Annotated in this window: 24 protein-coding genes and 1 other RNA gene; 18 read left to right on the top strand and 7 right to left on the bottom strand. The window is 52.2% G+C overall.

The window, feature by feature from the left end; all coding sequences use genetic code 11:
* Nucleotides 1–68: 68 nt before the first annotated feature.
* Nucleotides 69–596, bottom strand: coding sequence for a TRAP transporter small permease subunit (locus QKW35_RS04680; RefSeq protein WP_282351083.1), 528 nt, complete (start codon nucleotides 594–596; stop codon nucleotides 69–71).
* Nucleotides 597–724: 128 nt separating this feature from the next.
* Nucleotides 725–1,795, bottom strand: a complete 1,071-nt coding sequence (locus QKW35_RS04675) for a TRAP transporter substrate-binding protein (protein WP_282351081.1) — start codon at nucleotides 1,793–1,795, stop codon at nucleotides 725–727.
* Nucleotides 1,796–2,163: 368 nt separating this feature from the next.
* Here QKW35_RS04675 and pdhR point away from each other — a divergent pair, with 368 nt between their 5' ends.
* The 3 genes from pdhR (at nucleotide 2,164) to aceF (ending at nucleotide 7,808) form a co-directional block, all read left to right on the top strand.
* Nucleotides 2,164–2,931 (top strand): pyruvate dehydrogenase complex transcriptional repressor PdhR, encoded by a 768-nt coding sequence (pdhR, locus tag QKW35_RS04670; RefSeq protein WP_282351079.1) that lies wholly within the window; start codon nucleotides 2,164–2,166, stop codon nucleotides 2,929–2,931.
* A 194-nt stretch (nucleotides 2,932–3,125) separates the two neighbouring features.
* Entirely contained in the window at nucleotides 3,126–5,783 is a 2,658-nt protein-coding gene (gene aceE / locus QKW35_RS04665) for a pyruvate dehydrogenase (acetyl-transferring), homodimeric type (protein ID WP_282351078.1), read from the top strand.
* A 39-nt stretch (nucleotides 5,784–5,822) separates the two neighbouring features.
* Entirely contained in the window at nucleotides 5,823–7,808 is a 1,986-nt protein-coding gene (gene aceF, locus QKW35_RS04660) for a dihydrolipoyllysine-residue acetyltransferase (RefSeq protein WP_282351076.1), read from the top strand.
* A 105-nt stretch (nucleotides 7,809–7,913) separates the two neighbouring features.
* On the opposite strand, the gene QKW35_RS04655 is transcribed toward aceF, so the two are convergent.
* Entirely contained in the window at nucleotides 7,914–8,159 is a 246-nt protein-coding gene (locus QKW35_RS04655) for a hypothetical protein (protein WP_282351075.1), read from the bottom strand.
* 200 nt (nucleotides 8,160–8,359) lie between these two features.
* Between QKW35_RS04655 and QKW35_RS04650 the strand changes: the two genes are divergently transcribed.
* The 12 genes from QKW35_RS04650 (at nucleotide 8,360) to QKW35_RS04595 (ending at nucleotide 17,074) form a co-directional block, all read left to right on the top strand.
* Nucleotides 8,360–8,842 carry a copper chaperone PCu(A)C gene (locus QKW35_RS04650; protein ID WP_282351073.1) on the top strand — a complete coding sequence of 161 codons (483 nt, stop codon included), beginning with the start codon at nucleotides 8,360–8,362 and terminating at the stop codon, nucleotides 8,840–8,842.
* Between the two features lie 169 nt (nucleotides 8,843–9,011).
* Complete coding sequence (locus QKW35_RS04645; protein ID WP_282351094.1) at nucleotides 9,012–9,593, top strand: TMEM165/GDT1 family protein; 582 nt, start codon at nucleotides 9,012–9,014, stop codon at nucleotides 9,591–9,593.
* 29 nt (nucleotides 9,594–9,622) lie between these two features.
* Complete coding sequence (locus tag QKW35_RS04640; RefSeq protein ID WP_282351072.1) at nucleotides 9,623–9,991, top strand: CidA/LrgA family protein; 369 nt, start codon at nucleotides 9,623–9,625, stop codon at nucleotides 9,989–9,991.
* Nucleotides 9,991–10,701: an LrgB family protein gene (locus tag QKW35_RS04635; protein WP_282351071.1), complete on the top strand. Its 711-nt coding sequence runs from the start codon at nucleotides 9,991–9,993 to the stop codon at nucleotides 10,699–10,701. Before QKW35_RS04640 ends, QKW35_RS04635 begins: the two co-directional genes overlap by 1 nt.
* 111 nt (nucleotides 10,702–10,812) lie before the next feature.
* Complete coding sequence (gene zapE, locus QKW35_RS04630) at nucleotides 10,813–11,919, top strand: cell division protein ZapE (protein WP_282351070.1); 1,107 nt, start codon at nucleotides 10,813–10,815, stop codon at nucleotides 11,917–11,919.
* Between the two features lie 218 nt (nucleotides 11,920–12,137).
* A complete protein-coding gene (rplM, locus tag QKW35_RS04625) occupies nucleotides 12,138–12,566 on the top strand; it encodes a 50S ribosomal protein L13 (protein WP_282351069.1) in 429 nt (142 codons plus the stop codon).
* A gap of 13 nt (nucleotides 12,567–12,579) precedes the next feature.
* Nucleotides 12,580–12,969, top strand: a complete 390-nt coding sequence (gene rpsI, locus QKW35_RS04620) for a 30S ribosomal protein S9 (protein WP_282351067.1) — start codon at nucleotides 12,580–12,582, stop codon at nucleotides 12,967–12,969.
* Nucleotides 12,970–13,248: 279 nt separating this feature from the next.
* Nucleotides 13,249–13,845 (top strand): ubiquinol-cytochrome c reductase iron-sulfur subunit, encoded by a 597-nt coding sequence (gene petA, locus QKW35_RS04615; protein ID WP_282351064.1) that lies wholly within the window; start codon nucleotides 13,249–13,251, stop codon nucleotides 13,843–13,845.
* A complete protein-coding gene (locus tag QKW35_RS04610) occupies nucleotides 13,845–15,092 on the top strand; it encodes a cytochrome b (protein ID WP_282351062.1) in 1,248 nt (415 codons plus the stop codon). Before petA ends, QKW35_RS04610 begins: the two co-directional genes overlap by 1 nt.
* Entirely contained in the window at nucleotides 15,092–15,853 is a 762-nt protein-coding gene (locus QKW35_RS04605; protein ID WP_282351060.1) for a cytochrome c1, read from the top strand. Before QKW35_RS04610 ends, QKW35_RS04605 begins: the two co-directional genes overlap by 1 nt.
* A 97-nt stretch (nucleotides 15,854–15,950) precedes the next feature.
* On the top strand, nucleotides 15,951–16,583 hold the full coding sequence (gene sspA / locus QKW35_RS04600; RefSeq protein WP_282351058.1) for a stringent starvation protein SspA: 633 nt from the start codon (nucleotides 15,951–15,953) through the stop codon (nucleotides 16,581–16,583).
* Between the two features lie 83 nt (nucleotides 16,584–16,666).
* Entirely contained in the window at nucleotides 16,667–17,074 is a 408-nt protein-coding gene (locus tag QKW35_RS04595) for a ClpXP protease specificity-enhancing factor (protein WP_282351057.1), read from the top strand.
* A 52-nt stretch (nucleotides 17,075–17,126) separates the two neighbouring features.
* Here the strand turns inward: QKW35_RS04595 and QKW35_RS04590 are convergent, their stop codons facing one another.
* Genes QKW35_RS04590 through QKW35_RS04575 form a run of 4 tightly spaced genes read right to left on the bottom strand, consistent with a single transcriptional unit; the run spans nucleotide 17,127 to nucleotide 20,531 of the window.
* On the bottom strand, nucleotides 17,127–17,702 hold the full coding sequence (locus QKW35_RS04590) for a BON domain-containing protein (protein ID WP_282351056.1): 576 nt from the start codon (nucleotides 17,700–17,702) through the stop codon (nucleotides 17,127–17,129).
* The gene (locus QKW35_RS04585) at nucleotides 17,702–18,295 is read right to left on the bottom strand and encodes an SIS domain-containing protein (protein ID WP_282351055.1); all 594 of its coding nucleotides are present in this window, start codon (nucleotides 18,293–18,295) and stop codon (nucleotides 17,702–17,704) included. Before QKW35_RS04585 ends, QKW35_RS04590 begins: the two co-directional genes overlap by 1 nt.
* A gap of 23 nt (nucleotides 18,296–18,318) precedes the next feature.
* Nucleotides 18,319–18,678, bottom strand: a complete 360-nt coding sequence (locus tag QKW35_RS04580; RefSeq protein WP_282351054.1) for a YraN family protein — start codon at nucleotides 18,676–18,678, stop codon at nucleotides 18,319–18,321.
* 8 nt (nucleotides 18,679–18,686) lie between these two features.
* Entirely contained in the window at nucleotides 18,687–20,531 is a 1,845-nt protein-coding gene (locus QKW35_RS04575; RefSeq protein ID WP_282351053.1) for a penicillin-binding protein activator, read from the bottom strand.
* Nucleotides 20,532–20,567: 36 nt separating this feature from the next.
* On the opposite strand from QKW35_RS04575, the gene rsmI reads away from it, so the two are divergent.
* The 3 genes from rsmI to mraZ all read left to right on the top strand — a co-directional run bounded on the left by rsmI (nucleotide 20,568) and on the right by mraZ (nucleotide 22,584).
* Complete coding sequence (rsmI, locus tag QKW35_RS04570) at nucleotides 20,568–21,410, top strand: 16S rRNA (cytidine(1402)-2'-O)-methyltransferase (RefSeq protein ID WP_282351052.1); 843 nt, start codon at nucleotides 20,568–20,570, stop codon at nucleotides 21,408–21,410.
* Nucleotides 21,411–21,496: 86 nt separating this feature from the next.
* An RNA gene (gene rnpB / locus QKW35_RS04565) (RNase P RNA component class A) lies at nucleotides 21,497–21,851 on the top strand.
* A 280-nt stretch (nucleotides 21,852–22,131) separates the two neighbouring features.
* Nucleotides 22,132–22,584, top strand: coding sequence for a division/cell wall cluster transcriptional repressor MraZ (gene mraZ / locus QKW35_RS04560; protein WP_282351051.1), 453 nt, complete (start codon nucleotides 22,132–22,134; stop codon nucleotides 22,582–22,584).
* The last annotated feature ends 12 nt before the right edge of the window (nucleotides 22,585–22,596 follow it).

Raw genomic sequence — 22,596 nt, 5'->3', positions numbered from 1 at the left:
GATACCGGTAAACAACAGTGCGATGAACGACAGGAACATCGCAATGACAAGAATCTCATTGATGTCCATTAAGCATCTCCTCGCAGCAGCAGCGTAAAGTCACGGATCAGGCGGGAAATTACCGCCAGACCAAGCAGGGCAAAAGTAATAGGAATGGTGCTTTTAATCAGCCAGCGCCACGGAAGACCGGATGGAGCATCTGAATGTTCGTTAATACGCCAGGAGTCGGCGACAAAATCCAGACTGTGGAAAAAGACGATAGCAATAAACGGCAATACCAGAACAAGAATGCCGATGATCTCGATCAGGTGCTTGGTTTTAGCACGAAACTTCGAATAGAACAGGTCAACACGGATGTGGGAATTGGTTGTCTGCGCATATGACAGACCAAACATCACACCTACGGCATACAGATGCCACTGCAGTTCTTCCAGCGCGATCAGTCCGCTGGCGAAACCTTTACGCAAAATAACCTGAAGAATAATAACCAGAACCAGGGCTACATACACCCAGGCGACGGTTAAGCCGATGCGCTGAATAAAGCGATCAATGCCATCGGCCAGCGGCACTGATGGAAGCTTTTCGTTTTCAGTCACAGGAATACCCACCCTTATACACAGTCTTTGTTGTTATGGCCCGTTCCCTGGGAATGCAGACGGGCCCGAAGGCCCGTTGAGCTAAGACCGCTGTCTCACGACATTGGCCTTACAGAAGTGCTGTTGGATTACTTCTGAGCACGTGGCAGGAATGCGTTTGCTTCCCACAGATCGTAACCCTTACGGAAGGTGCTCAGGTCAGTCCAAACTTCATTGAAGAAAGGATCCGCAGCAGTTTTCTCTGCTACCACTTCATCCCACTTGGACTTGAAGGTATCCAGCATGGTCTGGTTCCAGTAGCGGATCTCTACGCCGTTGTCTGCAGCTTTCTGCATAACTTCGAACTGCATGGATTCGCCTTCTGCGATCGCGTTGGTCATAGACGCTTTACAGGTCGTTTCTACGATCGCCTGCTGGCCTTTGGACATCTTGCCCCACGTGTCTTTGTTGATCAGTAGTTCGAATACAGTTGCCTGCTGGTGCCAGCCTGGGAAGTAGTTGTACTTAACGATTTTGTGCAGACCCAGACGCTGGTCGATTGCTGGCTGAGAGAACTCAGTTGCATCGATTGCACCTTTCTCCAGCGCACCGAAGATCTCACCGCCTGGCAGCTGCACAGTGCCCACGCCCAGTTTTTCCATTACGGAAGCGCCCAGACCGAAGAAGCGCATGTTCAGGCCTTTCAGGTCTTCAGGTTTTTCGATTGGCTTGGAGAACCAGCCGGAGGTTTCAGGAGAGATGATCGCACATGGCAGCACTTTAACGTTGTAACCTGCGTTGTCGTACATCTTCTGGTACAGGCTCATGCCGTTGCCGTAGTACAACCATGCCATGTATTCGCCCGCTTCCGGACCGAATGGAACTGCAGAGAACAGTGCTGCTGCCGGCATTTTGCCCTGCCAGTAACCCGCAGTGGAGTAACCGGAGTTCACTTTACCGGAGGATACCGCGTCCAGGATTTCAGGAGGGCTGACCAGTTTGCCCGGCTCGTAGATTTTCATCTTCATTTTGCCGTCGCTTACCAGTTTCAGCTGCTCAGAAACCCACTTGATTGGTGTGCCCAGTGCTGGCAGGTGAGTACCAAATGCTACAGGGGTTTTCAGCAGAATCTTGTCAGCGGCCTGTGCCGGAGCAGATACGCTCGCCACTGCTGCGCTCAGGATTGCTACAGAAATCATGGACTTAGCAAACTTTTTCATGACACATCCTCTAGATGTTTAGTTGTTTTTATTAGAACTGTTTGGACAGAACCGTCACGGTTACTGCTTGTCTCGTTGCTGATTGGTAATACCAATTTACCAGCAGATGGTTTTGTACTTTATTTTCATAGGTGATAATTTGTCAATCAATTTTTGTGGGTATTTTAGGTTGTGTGTTTTTTCTGGCTTTCAGGGTGTTTTGGTTGATTCCTGATCAGATATGGTTTATTCAATAGCATTGGTATTACCAATTTTAGGTTTAAATGGTCTGTTGGTTGGATTACTAGTGTTTGTTTGTCTTTTGATATTGGCGTGATGAAGCGATTACACTATTGGTCTTACCAATGCGGTTGTGGGAGTGATTTTGCATGGCATATCAACGGGTTAAGCAGCCCAAAATTTCAGATGTAATCATGGAGCAGTTGGAGGCCATGATTTTGGAGGGCAGTCTGAAGCCAGGGCAGCGATTGCCCCCTGAGCGGGAAATGGCGAAGCAGTTTGAAGTATCACGCCCATCCCTGCGTGAAGCTGTGCAGAAGTTGGTCGCAAAAGGGTTGCTGATCAGTCGCCAGGGTGGTGGGACCTTTGTTTCTGACGATCTGGGTGGATCATTCTCTGATCCTTTGCTTGAGTTGTTTCGCACGCATCCGGAAGCGCAGTACGATCTGTTGGAGTTCCGTCATGCACTTGAAGGTGTGACGGCGTATTACGCAGCGCTACGAAGTACGCCTGCAGATAAGGAAGCGATCAGACAGTGCTATGCTGATTTGGAGCATTTCCACGAAACTAAGCAGTTTGATAAGGAAGTGTATGCGGATGTGGATTTTCACCTGGCGATTGCGGAGTCAACGCACAACATGGTGTTGCTGCACATGATGCGAGCACTGTTCAGTCTGTTGCGTCAGCATATCTGGGATAATTTGCAGAACATCTATCCTAAAGCAGACTACCGCGAAAAGATTCACTGTCAGCATAAAGTGCTGATGGATGCCATTCTGGCAGGAGAGCCGGAAAAGGCCCGCGAGGCGGCGCACCATCACCTGGCATATGTGGAAGATGCGTTGCTTGAAGGCCAGAAGGAAAACACTCGACTAGAGCGTGCACTAAGACGCGCGAATATTACCCCTGAACTTTGAATGTATTAAAACTACAAGAAGTGGCTAAAAATTACACAATGTGGACTTTGTAGTCACGATTATGTAGTATTACTACAAATATAATAACTACACAAAAATAACGATGGCTTTGTTGCGGTGCAGCATGGTTGCTGGGGCGCACGTTTTAGGGCTGTTTAAGAATTTCTGCGTAAATTCCGAGTGGAGAAGGCAAAGTGCAAGATTTCATCGAAGATATCGATCCTGTAGAAACGCAAGAGTGGCTGGATGCCCTGGAGTCGGTTGCCAAAAGTGAAGGCGACGACCGCGCGCGTTTCATTCTGAGTGAACTGGGTAAAAAAGCTACTGATATGGGTGTGGCTTCCCAGTCGACTCTGACTACCCCGTACCGCAACACCATCGCTCCTAAAGATGAAGCTCGTATGCCGGGTGATCTGTTCATGGAGCGTCGTATCCGTTCTTTCATCCGTTGGAACGCGATGGCGATGGTAATGCGTGCCAACGACAACGATGAAGGTCTGGGTGGTCACATCTCCTCCTTCTCCTCTTCAGCAACCTTGTACGATATCGGCTTCAACTACTTCTTCCGTGGTAACGAAGGTGAGCACGATGCTGACATGGTGTTCTTCCAGGGCCATATCGCACCGGGTATCTACTCCCGTGCATATCTGGAAGGCCGTTTGACCGAGGAGCAGATGGATAACTACCGTCGTGAAGTAGACGGTAAAGGTCTGTCTTCCTACCCGCACCCTTGGCTGATGCCGGACTTCTGGCAGTTCCCAACGGTATCTATGGGGCTGGGGCCGATTCAGGCGATTTATCAGGCGCACGTAATGCGTTACCTGTCTGCTCGCAACCTGATCAACCGTGCCGACCGTAAAGTATGGGCATTCCTGGGCGACGGTGAGTGTGATGAGCCGGAATCCTTGGGTGCGATCTCTCTGGCAGGCCGTGAGCAGCTGGAGAACCTGGTCTTCGTAATCAACTGTAACCTGCAGCGTCTGGATGGTCCGGTACGTGGTAACGGTAAGATCGTTCAGGAGCTGGAAGGTGTATTCCGCGGTGCAGGCTGGAACGTAATCAAGTGTCTGTGGGGCCGTCACTGGGATCCGTTGTTCGAGAAAGACGAAAAAGGCCTGCTGCAGAAGCGCATGGACGAAGTCTGCGACGGCGAGCTGCAGAACTACAAGGCAAACGGTGGTGCTTACACCCGTGAACACTTCTTCGGCAAGTACCCTGAATTGCTGGAGATGGTTAAGGACATGTCTGATGACGAGATCATGAACCTGAACCGCGGTGGTCACGACCCTTACAAAGTCTACGCGGCTTACCAGCAGGCGATGAACCACAAAGGTCAGCCAACTGTAATCTTGGCGCAGACCGTCAAAGGTTACGGTACCGGTAAATCCGGCGAAGCGAAAAACGACACCCACTCCATGAAGAAGGTGGCGCTGGATGATCTGAAAGATTTCCGTGATCGCTTCAATATCCCGCTGTCCGATGAGCAGCTGAAAGACGTACCGTACTACCGTCCATCTCCGGACTCTCCGGAAATGAAGTACATGTTCGAGCGTCGTGAGAAGCTGGGTGGTTTCTACCCGGTACGCCGTACCGAATTCGAGAAGCTGGAAACGCCAGAACTGGAAGTGTTCTCCAACAACCTGAAAGACAGCGGCAAGCGTGAGATGTCCACCCAGATGTCCCTGAACCGCGTGCTGAGCACCCTGGTGAAAGACAAAAACATGGGTGACCGTGTGGTACCGATCGTACCGGACGAAGCACGTACTTTCGGTATGGAAGGTATGTTCCGTCAACTGGGTATCTACAGCTCCGCAGGTCAGCGCTACGTGCCACATGACTCTGACCAGATCATGTTCTACAAAGAGTCCAAAACCGGTCAGATCCTGGAAGAAGGTATCAACGAATCCGGTGCGTTCTCTGCATGGTTGGCGTGTGCGACCTCTTACGCGAACAACAACTGCACCATGGTGCCGTTCTACATTTTCTACTCCATGTTTGGTTTCCAGCGTGTCATGGACCTGACTTGGGCGGCAGGTGACTCCCAGGCACGTGGCTTCCTGATCGGTGCGACTTCCGGTCGTACAACTCTTAACGGTGAAGGTCTGCAGCACCAGGATGGTCACAGTCACCTGATGGCTCAGATGATCCCGAACTGTGTATCTTACGACCCGACCTACGGTTACGAGCTGACTGTAATCGTGCAGGATGGTCTGCGTCGCATGTACAAAGATCAGGAAAATGTTTTCTACTACATTACTACGCTGAACGAGAACTACGCTCACCCAGCAATGCCAACCGGTGCTGAAGAGGGCATCATCAAGGGTATGTATCTGCTGGAAGAAGGTAAGTCTGCAGAGAAGAAAGTGCAGCTGATGGGCTGTGGTTCTATCCTGCGCGAAGTGCGCGAAGCAGCAACTATCCTGCGTGAAGAGTACGGTATCGAAGCGGATATCTGGAGTACTACCTCCATCAACGAACTGCGTCGCGAAGCGCAGGAAGTTGAGCGTTGGAACCTGATGCACCCAACCGAGGAGCCGCGTAAGTCTTACGTGACTCAGTGTCTGGAAGGTCGCGACGGTCCGGTTATCGCATCTACCGACTACATGCGCATGTACGCAGACCAGCTGCGTGAATACATCCCACGTAACTTTAAAGTACTGGGTACCGACGGTTTCGGTCGCTCCGATACTCGCAGCAAACTGCGTGAGTTCTTCGAAGTGAACCGTCACTACGTTGTCCTGGCAGCGCTGAAAGCACTGCAGGAAGAGGGCAAGGTTGAGGCTGCTGACGTTGCCAAGGCCATGCAGAAGTTCAACATCAACCCGGAAAAACCGGCGCCTTGGACTGTTTAAGTCCATTGAACTTCTAACGGCTAATTGGAGGATAACGAAGTGAGCAATATTGAAGACATTCTGGTTCCAGACCTGTCCGGTTCCGAAGATGTTGATGTTGTTGAAGTGCTGGTGAACGTGGGCGATACCATCGAAGAGGGTGATAGCCTGCTTGCACTGGAAACTGACAAGGCATCCATGGAAGTGCCAGCCCCTAAGGGTGGCGTGGTTAAAGAAGTGATCATGCAGGAAGGTGCGACCTGTAATGAAGGCGACCTGATCCTGAAGCTGGAAGTAGGTGGCGCGGCCCCTGCGCCAGAAGCGGCTCCTGCTGCTGAAGAAGCGCCAGCTCCGGCTGCTGCACCTGCTTCCGCAGCGGCAGCACCTGCAGCGGCTCCTGCGGCAGCGTCTGCAGTTGAAGAAGTGCGTGTACCTGATCTGTCCGGTTCCGAAGACGTTGATGTTGTTGAAGTGCTGGTGAAAGCCGGCGACAGCATCGAAGAAGGCGACAGCCTGATCGCACTGGAAACCGACAAGGCATCCATGGAAGTACCTGCGCCAAAAGGTGGTGTAGTTAAAGAAGTGATCATGGCTGAAGGCGGTACCTGCAACGAAGGTGACCTGATCCTGATGCTGGAAGTGGGTGGTGCGGCAGCAGCGCCTGCAGCAGAAGCACCAGCGGCGGCTCCGGCGGCTGAAGCGCCAGCACCAGCAGCACCCGCAGCTGCACCGGTAGCGGGCGGCGTGGAAGACGTACTGGTACCTGATCTGTCCGGTTCTACCGATGTAGACGTGGTTGAAGTCCTGGTAAAAGCGGGCGACACCATCGAAGAAGGCGACGGTCTGATCGCTCTGGAAACCGATAAGGCATCCATGGAAGTACCTGCACCTAAGGGTGGTGTAGTTAAAGAAGTGGTGATGGCTGAAGGTAGCACCTGTAACGAAGGTGATCTGATCCTGAAACTGGAAGTGGCAGGTGCGCCAGCACCAGCGGCTCCGCAGCCTGCAGCAGCGCCTGCTCCAGCAGCGGCACCTGCAGCGGCTCCAGCTCCAGCTGCTGCGCCAGCTTCCGCTGCGGCAGCAAAAGCTGACAAGTCGGTTGATCTGAACTCTCTGGAGAAGAAAAACCGCTCCGTACACGCAGGTCCTGCAGTGCGTGCAGTGGCACGTGAGTTTGGCGTAGAACTGTCTCTGGTAACTGGTACCGGTCCAAAAGGCCGTATCCTGAAAGAAGACGTTCAGACCTACGTTAAAGCTGCGCTGAAACAGCTGGCTGAGAAGCCTGCAGCTGCAGCGGTAACCGGTGGTTCCGGCATTCCGCCGATCCCGGAAGTAGACTTCAGCAAGTTTGGTGAAGTGGAAGTTGAAAAACTGTCCAAGATCGCCAAAGTTACTCGCGACAACATGTCCCGCTGCTGGCTGAACATTCCTCACGTGACTCAGTTCGATAAGGCTGATATCACTGAACTGGAAGAGTTCCGTAAGTCTATGAAGGACGAAGCGGCTAAGTCCGGCGTTAAGCTGACTCCGCTGCCGTTCATGATCAAGGCGATCGCGATGGCGCTGAAAGCGCATCCGAAGTTCAACGCATCTCTGCACGCAGACGGTGAGCACATCGTTTACAAGAAATACGTGAACATCGGTATCGCAGTAGATACGCCAAACGGCCTGATGGTTCCTGTGATCAAGGATGCGGATAAGAAGAGTATCTACGAGCTGTCTCAGGAAGCAATCGAGCTGGCTGGTAAAGCGAAAGACCGCAAGCTCAAGCCAAACGAGATGCAGGGCGCATGCTTCACCATCTCCAGCCTGGGTGGTATCGGTGGTACTGGCTTTACCCCAATCGTGAACGCACCGGAAGTGGCGATCCTGGGTGTTTCCAAAGCGGATATCGAACCGCGCTGGAACGGCACGGAGTTCGAACCACGTAAGATGCTGCCGCTGTGCCTGTCTTACGATCACCGTGCAATCAACGGTGGTGATGCCGGTAAGTTCCTGACTTACGTTAACGGCCTGCTGAGCGACATCCGTCGGCTGGTGCTGTAACACACTGTTTTCCAATCCCTTGGCTCAGCCCTCGTGAGAGGGCTTCTTTTTTGCCAGGGCGGATACGCAGACTTTAAGGCGGTTTTTAACCGCCTTTTTTCGTTTTTAGCACCGCAAAAAAGCTTTCTTGTACAGCTCTTTGCGGCAACTATAGAGGGCAAGTTGTCTGACGACCTCCTCTAATACCTGCTGATCGTTCGTCATCAATTCAGTCAGGCAGATTTCACCGGATTCTAGGAGGTGATCCAGTTCTTTCCGATCAAAGTTCAACACCTCTCTACCCGAAATACTGTTCAGTACCTTGAGATAGGGTTTAGGGCAGTCCAGCCATGCATCGATGATATACGCCATTCTTAGCTCCGAATCGTCAGTGACTTTTCATATCGTAATGGTAATAATTATCATTAGCAAATCTATTGTGTGTAAGAATGTTCCAGGTCAATGGTCAGCGTGTATTCAGGGCAGTGCGCGACAATAGGTCGCATCACATTGGCTTTTGCTTATCGGACGGCTCGGATACCATGCCAACAAATCTTAGGGAGAACTCGATTATGATGCGCAAAATGATTGGCCTGGCAGGTGCGGCAGCACTGGCGATCTCAATGTCCGGTGTGTCTCACGCCGGTGCGGGACACGTAATGGCGGAAGGTGTCATGGCGCATGGTGCATGGGTGCGTCTGGTGCCTCCGGTGGCAAAAAACTCTGCTGCATACGTGGAGATCGAGAACACCGGTAATAAGGTGCTTCAGATTGAATCGGCTACCAGTCCTGTTGCCGAAGTGGTTGAAGTGCATCAGACCACGATGGTGGATGGCGTGATGCGTATGTCTGAGGTTAAAGACCTTCAGATACCGGTTGGCGGCAAGGTGGAAATGAAACCCGGTGGCTATCACGTGATGCTGATTAGCCTGAAAGAGCCGTTGCAAAAAGGTCAAGTGGTTCCGGTAACCATCAAATTTTCCGCAGGCCAAGTGTTAACTGTAAAGGCTAAGGTGAAAGAGGCGCAGGGCAAGATGAAGCAGCATAACCACTAATTCCAGCCGGCCCGGAGTTGGCGCTCGCCGGCTCCAAATAGCTTCACGTCCTGACCAATACGTTCAATCTCGCCTCATGTTTCTCGTAACTATAAGACTACCGTTTGGGTGCGGTTGTGCCTGAGTGTTCGTATAATGCGCGCTTACGACTTGTCTGGAAAAGAGTTTGATGGAACTTCTAGCGCCCCTCATTAAATCATTCCTGTTGGTATTTATTGCTGAGTTTGGAGATAAAAGTCAGTTGGTCTGTATGACGCTGGCTGCCCGCTATCGATCGGCAGTGGTACTGATTGGCGCGATACTGGCATTTGCTGCGCTTAACCTCTTGGGGGTTACGGTGGGAGTGCTTGTTGCCCAGTGGGTGCCGGACTGGATTGTGCTGGCTATCGTGACGCTGCTGTTCTTGTTGTTTGGTATTCAGGCGCTCAGGAGTGCTGACGAAGATGAGGATGATGGCGACAGTAAAGTAGGTAGACATCTGTTGGTATCCGTATTCCTGCTGATTTTCCTGGCAGAGTTTGGTGATAAAACCCAGTTGGCGGTTGCCGGGCTGGCGAGCGTTGAATCAGCAGTGGGTGTTTGGTTTGGTTCAACGCTGGCGCTGATTGGGACGACCCTTTTAGGGGTGTTGGCTGGGCGTACATTGTTACAGCGATTGTCGATGACCTGGGTGCAGCGCGGGAGCGGGACGGCTTTTATACTGTTTGCACTCCTTGCAGGCTACGAATTAATGGGGGCGTTACCGCTCTAGCATTCAACGGAAGCGAAAGGGATATAGCGGTGGTAGTAGGTTTTTTGATTCTGATCGCCTGTCAGTTGATGGGTGAAATTATCGTTTTTAGCTTGGATATCCCAGTGCCAGGCGCGGTCGTGGGCATGGTGCTGCTTTTGATCGGTTTAATGGTGCGGGGAGAAGTCGAGCGAGGCCTGCGTACCTCTGCAGAAGGGCTGCTCTCAATTCTGCCGCTGATGCTTGTGCCCGCCGGTGTGGGGCTGATGGTGCATTTCCAACTGATCGCTGCAGAGTGGGTGGCCATTCTGGTGGCATTGGTTTTGAGTACCTTTGTGACCTTGTTGTTGGTGACGCTGCTTCTAAAGTGGATGAATGCACGGAAGGTGAAGGATGACGCGTCGGAGGAAATGGGTTGATGGACCTCTGGATGCACTTTCAAACCTCTCCGCTGGTGTGGATCATCGTTACCATTCTGGCGTTTATGTTCGCATCATGGGTGAACAAGCTTGCCGGTCGAACACCTATGCTGCATCCCGTTGTAGTTGGCTTGCTGTTGATCATCGGTGTGCTCAAGTTAACGGACACGTCCTACGACACCTACAAGGAAGGCGCGCAGTTTATCTCTTTTCTGTTGGGGCCTGCAGTAGTCGCTTTGGCTGTGCCGCTCTACGATAACCTGGCTCGTGTTCGAGCTATGTTGATTCCATTGTTGGTGGCATGTATTGCGGGGGCGTTAGTTGCGGCACTGACGGCAATCGCAGTGGGGATCTGGTTGGATCTATCCATGCAGACCTTGCTTTCCCTTGCTCCTAAATCGGTTACCACACCGATTGCGATCGGTATCGCCGATAAGATTGGGGGGTATCCTTCTCTTACTGCTGGATTAGTGTTGATAACGGGGGCACTTGGTTGCCTGATGTCGCCATACGTCTGTAAGTTATTGCGTGTAAATGACCCGGCGGTTCGAGGTTTTTCGCTGGGGGTTGCAGCGCACGCCATGGGTACTGCGTACGCCTTTGAATATGGTGCTATTGCCGGTGCATTTGGTGGCCTGGCGATGGGGATGACCGGTACCTTTACCGCCTTTATGCTACCGCCGTTAATCAGCTTGTTGGGTTTGGGTTGAGCCCAGTCATAGCATGGCTTACACCTTTTGTGCATTTGCTAAATAGTGCGTAGATAGGTAAAGTGCGCCCCTGCTTAATGAACAATCAATGTGTAGAGTGGGGCGGCGGCTATGACTCCTTTAGAGCGTTATAAAAAGGACCTGGAACGGGACGATTTTTCTTACGACCCGGCACAGGAAATGGCGGTTAAAAACCTGCAACGCTTGTACGATGACCTGACGGCGGTAAAAGCTCAGCCCAAGAAAGGCCTGATGCAACGTTTGTCCGGTAAGTTCAAGAAAGAGACGGTTGAACCGATCAAGGGCCTGTACTTCTGGGGTGGTGTGGGTCGTGGTAAAACCTACTTGATGGACACCTTCTACGACAGTCTGCCGTTCGAGCAGAAGATGCGTACCCACTTTCACCGTTTTATGCAGCGTGTGCACAAAGAGCTGAAAGAACTGGATGGCACACCAAACCCGTTGGTGGTGATCGGGAAGAAATATTCCGAAGAAGCCCGTGTTATCTGTTTCGACGAATTCTTCGTCTCTGATATTACCGACGCAATGATTCTGGCTGGATTGCTGGAGCAGCTTTTCGCCAACGGTGTGTCGCTGGTGGCGACCTCCAACATCGTGCCGGATGGGCTTTATAAGGACGGCCTGCAGCGTGCCCGCTTCCTGCCAGCGATAGATTTGCTGAATAGGTACACTGAAGTGCTGAACGTTGACGGCGGTGTGGATTACCGTTTGCGTGCACTGGAACAGGCTGAGCTGTATCACTGTCCACTGGATGATCAGGCAGATCTGAGTCTGAACGCCAGCTTCAGAAGTCTGGCGCCTGACCTGGAGGAGCTGGCTGAGAAAGAGGTGATCGAAGTTAATGGTCGTGGTATCCGGTCCCGCCTTTGCTGTGAAGACGTGGTCTGGTTCGACTTCAAGGAGCTGTGCGAAGGCCCGCGCTCCCAGAACGATTACATCGAGTTGGCCAAAATTTTCCACGCGGTACTGGTAAGTGATGTGCCTCAGCTGGGGCGTTCTAATGATGACGCGGCGCGCCGCTTTATCAATATGGTCGATGAATTCTACGACAGTGGCGTGAAGTTGATCCTGTCTGCAGAAAAACCGATCCACGAAATCTACTCGGAAGGCCGCCTGGAGTTCGAAATTGAGCGTACCCAGAGCCGCCTGCTGGAAATGCAGTCTCATGAATACCTGGCGCGTGAGCATCGCGCTTGAGGCAGTGAGTTGCTGTATCAGTAAAAAGTTGGATTTCTGAGTAAAAAGTACTCGAAATAGGGGCGCGAGTTATCTATAATTCGCGCTCCTTCCATTTTGGGGAAGGCAGTTGTTGTTTTTGCAGTATGCAAAACAACCAATAATTATAAGTTAGGTCGGTTGTAAAACGGTGTCATCGTTTTATCGCTAGCCCTAAATTTAGTAAAGGCGAAATATCAATGAAAACTTTCGTTGCTAAGCCAGCCGAAGTAAAACGCGACTGGTTTGTAATTGACGCAGAGGGTGTAACTCTGGGTCGTATGGCTACCGAAATTGCTCGTCGTCTGCGCGGCAAGCACAAGGCTGAATACACTCCTCACGTTGACACCGGTGACTACATCGTTGTTATCAACGCTGAGAAAGTAAACGTAACTGGTAACAAGCGTACAGACAAAATGTACTACCGTCACACCGGTTACCCAGGTGGTCTGAAAGAAGCTTCTTTCCAGAAAATGATCGAAACCTACCCTGAGCGTACTATTGAGCTGGCCGTTAAAGGCATGCTGCCAAAAGGTCCGCTGGGTCGCGCTATGTACGCAAAACTGAAAGTGTACGCTGGCTCCGAACATCCGCACCAGGCTCAGCAGCCAAAAGAACTGAACGTCTAAGGGGAAGGTCACTATGTCTACTCAGTACTACGGCACTGGCCGTCGTAAAACTTCCACTGCTCGTGTATTCCTGCGTCCGGGCACTGGTTCTATCACTATCAACAACCGTTCTCTGGAAGAGTACTTCGGTCGCGAAACTGCTCGCATGATCGTTCGTCAGCCTCTGGAACTGACCGAAACTGTTGAAAAATTCGACGTATACATCACTGTTGCTGGTGGTGGCGGTAACGGCCAGGCTGGTGCGATCCGTCACGGTATCACTCGTGCACTGATGGAATACGATGAGACTCTGCGTCCAGCTCTGCGTGAAGCTGGTTACGTAACTCGCGACGCTCGTATGGTTGAGCGTAAGAAAGTGGGTCTGCGTAAAGCACGTAAGAAGCCTCAGTTCTCCAAGCGTTAATTCGCTGCGCTGCATTTTGCAGTGCGATACAGAAGAAAAACGCCTGCTTCCTTTGGGATCAGGCGTTTTTTTGTGCGCGCTTTTTGTGTCCGTGATCAGGTCAATACTTTGATCTAATTTTGCGACACTTGTCGGAATTCACCTTGTAAGAAAGGGGTAATTTCATTAATATCTTGGCCATTTTTAGAATCCATGTTTCCGTGGCTTTTTATACTTAGCGGCCAATAGTTTTTGCATCTGCAAAAAAAACTTGAGGTCGAGTAGGGGAGAACATCTTAAATGAGCAATGACGGCGTGAATAAGGGTCGGCGTCGCCTCCTTATCGGTGCTACATCCGCAGTTGGTGCGGTTGGCGCTGTAGGAGCGGCTGTCCCATTCGTAGCTTCTTGGAATCCGAGTGCCAAGGCTAAGTCTGCTGGTGCACCTGTGAAGGTGGACGTAAGCAAGCTTGAGCCGGGTCAGCAGACGGTCGTGAAATGGCGTGGTAAGCCGGTGTGGATCGTTCGTCGTGGACCAGAAGCGCTGGAAAATCTGTCTAAGCTGAATAATCTTCAGGATCCTAATTCTGATAACTCTTCACAGCAGCCTGCGTACATTCCAAAAACGCCTGCGCGTGCGATTCGTGAGGATATCTCAGTGCTGGTGGGTATCTGTACTCACTTGGGTTGTTCTCCAACCTACCGTCCGGAAGTTGCTCCTGAAGATCTGGGTGCAGACTGGGTGGGTGGATACTACTGCCCTTGTCACGGTTCCCGTTTTGATCTGTCTGGCCGTGTAATTAATGGCTCCCCGGCTCCAAGTAACCTGGTAATCCCGCCTCATTTCTATGAGAGCGATGATGTGATTATCGTTGGTGTAGATCAGGAGACTGCATAATGGCTGGCTACCGTAACAAAGGAAACCCAGGCCTGATGGGCTGGATCGACGATCGTTTCCCTGCAACTGCAATGTGGGAAGATCACCTGTCTAAATACTACGCTCCGAAGAACTTCAACTTCTGGTACTTCTTCGGTTCGCTGGCACTGCTGGTGCTGGTTAACCAGATCCTGACTGGTATCTGGCTGACCATGAGCTACACGCCGTCTGCTGAAGGTGCATTCGATTCTGTCGAGTACATCATGCGAGATGTCGAATACGGCTGGATTCTGCGTTATATGCACTCCACCGGCGCCTCTGCGTTCTTCGTGGTGGTTTATCTGCACATGCTGCGTGGCATGATGTACGGTTCTTACCGCAAGCCGCGTGAACTGGTGTGGATCTTCGGTATGACAATCTACCTGGCGCTGATGGCTGAAGCTTTCATGGGCTACCTGCTGCCATGGGGTCAGATGTCTTACTGGGGTGCACAGGTAATCGTTTCCCTGTTCTCTGCTGTGCCTGTGATCGGTGAAGATCTGGCGCTGTGGATTCGTGGTGACTACCTGATCTCCGGCATCACACTGAACCGTTTCTTCTCCCTGCACGTAATCGCACTGCCAATCGTGCTGCTGGCACTGGTTGTGCTGCACATCATCGCGCTGCACGAAGTGGGTTCCAACAACCCGGACGGTATCGAGATCAAAGAGAAGAAAGACGAAAACGGCGTACCGCTGGATGGTATCCCATTCCACCCTTACTACTCTGTGAAAGACATCGTAGGTGTTGTGGTCTTCCTGTTCGTATTCTGTGCGGTAATCTTCTTCTTCCCAGAAGGTGGCGGTTACTTCATTGAGGCGCCTAACTTCGAACCTGCTAACCCGCTGAAAACGCCTGAGCACATTGCACCGGTGTGGTACTTCACTCCGTTCTACGCAATGCTGCGTGCAATTCCACCAATTGCTGGTTCCCAGTTCCCTGGTGTTGTTGTAATGGGTGGCGCAATTGCAATCCTGTTCGTACTGCCTTGGCTGGATCGCAGCCCGGTTAAATCTATCCGCTACAAAGGTATGCTGAGCAAGATCGCCCTGGTGATCTTCTGTGTATCCTTCGTAGTCCTGGGTTACCTGGGTGTTGTTTCTTCCACTCCAATCCGTACGTTGGTGGCTCAGATCTGTACTGCACTGTACTTTGCATACTTCTTCCTGATGCCGTTCTACACCAAGATGGAAAGCACTAAACCGGTACCGGAGAGGGTTACAGGCTAATGAAAAAGTTTCTTGTTGCTATTGTAATGGCTGTAATGCCACTGGCTGCGAGTGCATCCGGTGCGAAAGCCCCGCTGGATCACATTGAGGTTGATCCGACTAACCAGGCTTCCCTGCAGCGTGGTATGCAGACCTTTGTGAACAACTGCATGGGTTGTCACTCTCTGAAATACCAGCGTTTCGAGCGCACTGCAGTGGACGCTGGTATTCCAAACGAGCTGGTTGAAGAGCACCTGATCTTCGGTGATCAGAAAATTGGCGAGCAGATGACTATCGCGATGTCTCCAGCAGACGCAGCTAACTGGTTCGGTAACCCGCCACCAGATCTGTCTCTGGAAGCACGCCTGCGTGGTCCGGACTGGATTTACACCTACCTGCGTAGTTTCTACAAGGATGAGTCCCGTCCGTACGGCGTAAACAACGTTGTTTTTAAAGACGTTGGTATGCCAAACGTACTGGAGTCCCTGGAGGGTGTGAAGGTTAACAACTGTACACCTGAAGAGCTGCACGCCGCTCACGGTAAGATTGATCCGCTGACTGGTAAGAGCATGAACAGCTGTATCACTACTGTGAAAAAGGGTCAGCTGTCTGCAGAGGAATTTGACAAGGTTATCTACGACCTGACCAACTTCCTGGCGTACGTAGGCGAGCCGTACAAACAGGACTCCAAGCGTATCGGTACTAACGTGCTGATCTTCCTGTTCATCTTCTTCTTCTTCGCTTTCGCGCTGAAGAAAGAGTACTGGCGAGATGTACATTAAGAACTCTGTGGTACAATAACCCAGGTTCTTAAATTGCGCGGTCCGGATGGGCCGCGCATTTGTTTCAAGATTAAGCAATTTATACGGAGATCTATCGATGGGCGTAGTGGCAAAACGTTCTTCCATGACTTTCTATTCCAATGGTGAGGATCACTACAGTCATCGAGTGCGTATTGTGCTGGCTGAGAAAGGTGTTGCAGTAGAAATTCATGACTGCGACGCAAGCGATCTGCCAGAAGATCTGGCTTCCCTGAACCCTTACAACAGTCTGCCAACCCTGGTTGATCGTGAGTTGGTTCTGTACGAGCCAAACGTAATGATGGAATATCTGGATGAGCGCTTCCCTCATCCGCCGTTGCTGCCGGTATACCCGGTTGCGCGTGCCGAGAGCCGTCTGTACATGCACCGTATCCAGCGTGACTGGTGTTCACTGGTGGATCAGATTCTGGCTGACCCGGAAGACTTCGAAGAAGGTGAGCGTCTGCGTAAAGAGCTGCGCGACAGCCTGGTTGCTGTATCTCCTATCTTCGCGGAAAAAGAATACTTTATGAGCGAAGAGTTCTCGCTTGTGGACTGCTGTCTGGCTCCGGTTCTGTGGCGTCTGCCGCTGCTGGGTGTGGAGCTGCCTGAAGATCAGTGCAAGCCGCTGCTGAAGTACATGGAGCGTCTGTTCGAGCGTGAGTCGTTCCAGGCGAGCCTGTCTGACGCAGAGCGAGAAATGCGCGACTGATAGCAGGTATTGCCAGCAGCTATGCTGGTGCGTAAGTATAAGGGGATGAAGGTGACTTCATCCCTTTTTTGTATGGAGTTGTTATGAAACCAAGTCGTCCTTATCTGTTGCGTGCACTGTATGAATGGATGCAGGATAACGACCTGACCCCACATGTAGTCGTGAATGCAGACTGGAGTGGTGTTGTGGTACCGGTGCAGTTTGTTGAAGACGGTCAGATAGTGCTGAACATTGCACCAACAGCCGTGCGCGGATTTATGATTGATGACCAGGCTGTGAGCTTTAATGCCCGGTTTGGTGGTGTACCTATGGATGTGTATATTCCGCTGGGGGCTGTCATTGCAATCTATGCCCGTGAAAATGCCGCCGGAATGGGATTTGGTATAGAGCCCGGCGCTGATCTTTACGATATGGAAGAACAGCCGCCGGAGCCGCCAGAGCCAGAGGTGCCGCCAAAGAAAAAGGGGCCTGTGCTGAAGGTTGTGAAATAAAAAAAGCCGGAACGAGTGATCGTTCCGGCTTTTTCTTTGGCGTGAGTTTGTGTTACTGGTCGATGTATTCGAAGATCTTCACAATCTTCTGTACACCACCCAGGCCGCTGACGATGCTCACTGCTGCATCGGCCTCCGCTTGGGTGACCAGGCCCATCAGGTAGACAGTGCCATTTTCGGTCACGACTTTGATGCGGTGGCCTGGAACGCGTTCATCAACTAGTAGCTGGCTTTTGGTCTTCAGGGTAAGCCATACATCGCTAGCGTCATTTAGTGTTGAGGTGCTGCCGGAGACTTCGATTTCGTTGTGTACCCGGCGAACCTTGCGTACGCTGGCGACGATCTGCTCGGCCAGACTGCGTGCCTCTTCAGACGGGGACTGACCGGTTAGCAGGACGATACCGTTAAAGCTGGTTACGCCTACAGACGCACCCTGCAGTTGAGGTTCGGCTTCCATCAGGTTTACATAAGCCTTGGTTTCAATCACTTCGTCGTCAACGTAGCTGCCGACGGTGCGGGAACCATAGTCTTCAGGGATTGGTTCCTCCCGGCTGGCGCTGATCAGGTTGGAGCAGCCGCTCAGGGTCAGGGAGCAAATAAGCGTGGCGATTGCGAGTTTCGTGTTCATCAGAGTTCGCTTCCAAACAGTTGAAAATCGACCAGATCACAAAGAGAGTGCAGAACGAGCAGGTGTGCGTCGTGCACCAGAATTGGGTCTTCTGCCGGTACGCAGATCTCAACCTCATCCGGGCCAAGCAGTGCAGTCATGTCACCGCCATCGTTGCCGGTTAGCGCAATAACGGTCATTTCCCGGTCGTGAGCAGCCTGAATGGCCTGTACCAGACTGTTCGAGCGGCCGTGGGGCGACACAATCAACAGTAGATCTCCGGGTTGACCCAAGGCGCGAATCTGCTTGGCGTATACGTCACTGAAGCTGCTGTCCTCGCTGATGCCGCTCATCGCATGAGCGTCGGCATTCAGGCTAATGGCTGGCAGGCCGGGGCGTTCTTGGCGAAAACGGTTGAGCATCAGGCTGCAGAAGTGCTGTGCCAGCGATGCAGAGGCACCGTTTCCGCAGGTTAACACCTTCGCATCCGTGATCAGGCAATGGAGTAGCAGCTCGCCCGCATGTGCGATCATGGGCGTATATTGTTCGATGGTTACGGCGTTCACCTCCATCGAGTTGTGAAACTGACTGACGATACGGTCCTCAAGTTCCATTCTTTTTCCTTAACACTGCTACATCATAGTCTGAAGGCGTCTTTATACCACAGTGGCGCGGAGAGTGCTTCTGTCGAGTCAAAAGCGATGACATCGAAACGGCACTCTAAATCGCTCAGTTGGCTGTTGCGCATCAGAAAGTGGCGTGCTGCGTGGATGATTCGCTTCTGCTTGGACGGGGTGACGGTTTCTGCTGCGCTGCCAAAGTGTGGGTTACTGCGCAGGCGGACCTCGACAAACACCAGTGTTTTGCCGTGGCGAAGGATGAGATCAATCTCGCCTCCTCGGCAATTGTAGTTGCTGGTCAGTGTCTTTAGCCCGGCGCGCTCAAGGTAGGTGCGGGCGTGGTTTTCGGCGTCCTTGCCGATCTGTTTTCGATCCATGAATAATCCTAAGGTTGGGCGGTGCGGGCCTGTTGCATCTGTGGGCTGCCTTTGCGGAACTGGGCCCACTGCAGGATGCGCACGACGGTTTTGTCAGGGTTGACGCTGAGAGCGCCGGTTTCACCCTGAATGCTGGCGCCGTCGCTGGTCGCTAGCTGATTCAGGTAGGGGTACAGTTTGTATGCGTCGATACCGAGTGCATACAGCCGGCCGAAGCGGGTATCAGTGTCCTGGCGTTTCTGTGCCAGATAGCGCTTGGTTTCGGACGGTGCGGTCAGGGACCATGGGGCGTCAACAAACTGGATGCCGTTCAGGTCGCGATCGCGCTGGCTGTCACTGGTACCGGCAAAAACATGGGATGTTGCATAGATCGGCAGGTCGCCGGCGTAGTGGAATGCCAGGATCGGTTTAATCTGGCGTGCATCACCCGGTAGGGCACTGAGGAAGATGGCGTCGACATCCTTACGGCGGCGCTCTTCAAACTTTACTTTGCGACTGCTTAGCTGAAAGACCTGCTTCGCGCGTTGAGCGCTCTTGTCGGTGGCCAGCAGTGAGCTGACATCGCGAGAGAAGTCTTCCTGGCGGTCGAAGCGGGTACTATCAGCGACGGCGCCACCCAATGCGGTGAATTCCTCTTCGAAAGCATCGCGAATGCGGGTTCCCCAGCTTGTCATGGGTACCAGTGCCAGTGCAATGCGGTGTCCGTCACTCCAGATTTTACGTGCCGCCTGGCGTGCCTCATCCTCTGCTGCCAGGCCAAACTGGAACACCTGGTTGAATTCGCTGTTGTGATCGTAGTTGAGCGCCAGGACCGGAGCGGGCATTGGGGTACTGCGGTTCAGGGCGCTTACGTATGACTTTTGAAGCGGCCCTATGACCAGATCAATTTGTTGTTCGTTGATCAGGTTTTGCAGCTGAGCCGGTTCACTTATCTGTGTGGAGTCGACAAACTGGATATCGGGTACCGGTTTTCCATAGGCTTGGTCGTTAAAGTACGCGGCCATGATGCCTTCGCGGATTGCTGTGGCGGCTTTGTTGAGATCGCCCTGCATGGGTAATAGTACGGCGATACGTTGCGCCAGGATCGGTTCGGAGCTGGTGATCGCTTCAGATTGTGGGGGGACCAGGTGGGCTGGGTGGGACTCCCACAGTGTATTCCACTCTTCGGTCAGTTTGTTGAGTTGGTCCAGGCCGCGGGCCTGTTTGTGGATAAGTGAAAGCTCGAACCAGCCTTGTTCGTAGTATGTATTCCCAGTGCGCAGGCTAAGGGACTGCAGCTGGTCTGGTGATAGCATGCGCAGTGCATTCCAGATTTGGTTATGCAGCTGTTGTTGCAGCGCTGGATCTTGTTCGTTGGTGCTGATCTGGATCAGCTCCAGTGCTTCGCTTACCGGATCATTTTGCAGGCGGAAGGCTTCTGCACGTAACTCGCCAATGCGTGTGGCTTGTTCGAGTGAAGGGCGATAGGCCGTGTCGGCTGGGAACTCAAGATAGCGCAGAGCTTCCTGAGGCTGTTGCGCATCCAGAGCAGCGCGGGCGCGGCTTTGGGCAACCTCGTAGCGTAGTTTTGGGGGGAGATACTCGAGGTCGACATTGTTCAGAACGTTAAGGGCGCTTTGCTTTTTATCCATCTGGATAAGAATATTTGCAGCTTCAATACGAAGCTGTGCTGCCTGGATTTGCGGTGCCGTACTGGCCTTTCTGAGCAGTTGCTCCACTTTCAGGCGTGCTTGTTCTTCCGAACTGTAACCCGGTTTGCTTGGTTGGGTCGGTTTGACCGGTGGCTGGCTGCAGCCTGCCAAAACAACTCCGAGAATGCCTGCTGCCAAAGACAGGCGCCAATGAATCGTCATATACTTCTCACCCCGGTTTTTAGGATGGAATAGCTGATGTCTGAATCTGCACTGTATGTTGTGGCGACCCCGATTGGTAACCTTCAGGATATGTCACAACGCGCCGTTGAGGTGCTGAACAACGTTGATGTTATCGCAGCAGAAGATACGCGGCACAGTGCCCGTTTAATGGCGCACTTTAACATTAATACGCGACTGATTTCAGTACATGATCATAATGAACGTCAGCGAATTGATCAGATCATTGATCTGTTGGCGAGTGGCAGCAGTGTGGCGCTGATCTCTGATGCCGGAACGCCGCTAATCTCTGATCCGGGTTTTGTGGTTGTGCGTGCTGTGCGCGAAGCGGGTTATCGGGTGACACCGGTACCGGGTTGTGCAGCATTTGTGGCCGCGCTGAGTGCGGCTGGACTACCGTCTGATCGGTTTGCGTTTGAGGGGTTTCCGCCTGCCAAGAAAGCGGCGCGCAAACAGTATTATGCGGATCTGGCCGATGAGAGCCGGACGCTGGTCTTCTACGAATCACCGCACCGGGTGCTGGAATCGCTCAAGGATATGCAGGCGGTGATGGGCGACGAGCGCCAGGTGGCAATCGCGCGTGAACTGACAAAAACCTTTGAAACAATTCATCTGGCGCCTCTTGTTGAACTCATTGCCTGGATGGAGGCGGATCATAATCAGCAGAAAGGTGAGTTTGTTCTGTTGGTGCATGGTAAGCCAAAGCCGGAAGCTGGGGTTGTGGATAACAATTCGCTGCAGGTGTTGGATGTTCTGTTGGAGGAGTTGCCTGTAAAACAGGCGGCGGGCCTGGCATCAAAAATCACCGGCGTGAAGAAAAATTTGCTCTATAAATTGGCGCTGGAGCGGGCCGAAAATTAGTGCGCCGGATTTTGGAACGAGTTTTTTTCAGGATCGTCATATTGCGGTGGCAAAGAGGGTGCGTTATGCGTATCCTTAGCGCCGGAGAAGTCCGCTAGACAGTCGCTGCCTTGTTTCGGCAAGGGGGAGGAAAGTCCGGGCTCCGCAGGGCAAAGTGCCAGATAACGTCTGGGCGGCGAAAGCCGACGGAAAGTGCAGCAGAAAGTATACCGCCTAAGTATCTTCGGATAACGGTAAGGTTGAAATGGTGAGGTAAGAGCTCACCGCGTGGGTGGCAACACTCCACGGCGATGGTAAACCCCACTCGGAGCAAGACCAAATAGGGATCCTTAAGGTATGGCCCATACCGGATCCGGGTAGGTCGCTTGAGGTGTATGGCGACGTACACCCTAGATGAATGACTGTCCACGACAAAACCCGGCTTATCGGCGGGCTTCTCCTATAGTTTTATTCAGGTTTTGCCTCTCTTTTTTGTGCGTCCGCACAGTGAAGTGCTTTTTACTCCTTGTAATTCAATGGCTTCAAAAAAGTACGGCTTTTACAGCCCTCTTTCACTATTAAACAATCTAATAATTGCCTGATTTTACGCGGGTTTCCGCGTAGGTGTTGCCTTGCATTTGCTGGGGTTAATTTCTATAGTGTTGTCTAGTGGGATAAAGTGGGGAATTGTGGGTAATCTTGGTGTCTAAGTGGTATCCAAGTGGAGCCTGAGTAAACAGCTATGTTTCGTGGCGTTAATCCGATCAACCTGGACACAAAGGGACGTATGGCGATCCCGGCACGCTACCGTGAACAGATCATGGGGTGTTGTGACGGCAGTCTGGTAGCCACAATCGATACGGAAGAACGTTGCTTACTGCTTTACCCGCTTCCTGAATGGGAAGAGATACAGAAAAAAATTGAGGCTCTACCTAGTCTCAATCCAGCGGCACGCCGCCTACAGCGATTACTGATCGGTCATGCGACGGATCTGGAGATGGATGGCAATGGGCGTCTGCTACTACCTGCACCGCTGCGGGATTATGCGCAGCTCGACAAGAAGATTGTTCTTCTTGGGCAGGGACGAAAATTCGAAATATGGAGTGAGGCGCTCTGGGAAGCGACTCGCGATGAATATCTGCAGGTAGACGAGGGTAATGAAATACCCGAAGAGATGCAGACTCTGTCACTTTAAATTGGATACATG

This window comes from Pontibacterium granulatum (assembly GCF_029961155.1).
In the GTDB taxonomy this organism is placed as follows: domain Bacteria; phylum Pseudomonadota; class Gammaproteobacteria; order Pseudomonadales; family Balneatricaceae; genus Pontibacterium; species Pontibacterium granulatum.
This window is presented reverse-complemented; position numbering and strand designations above follow the sequence as displayed.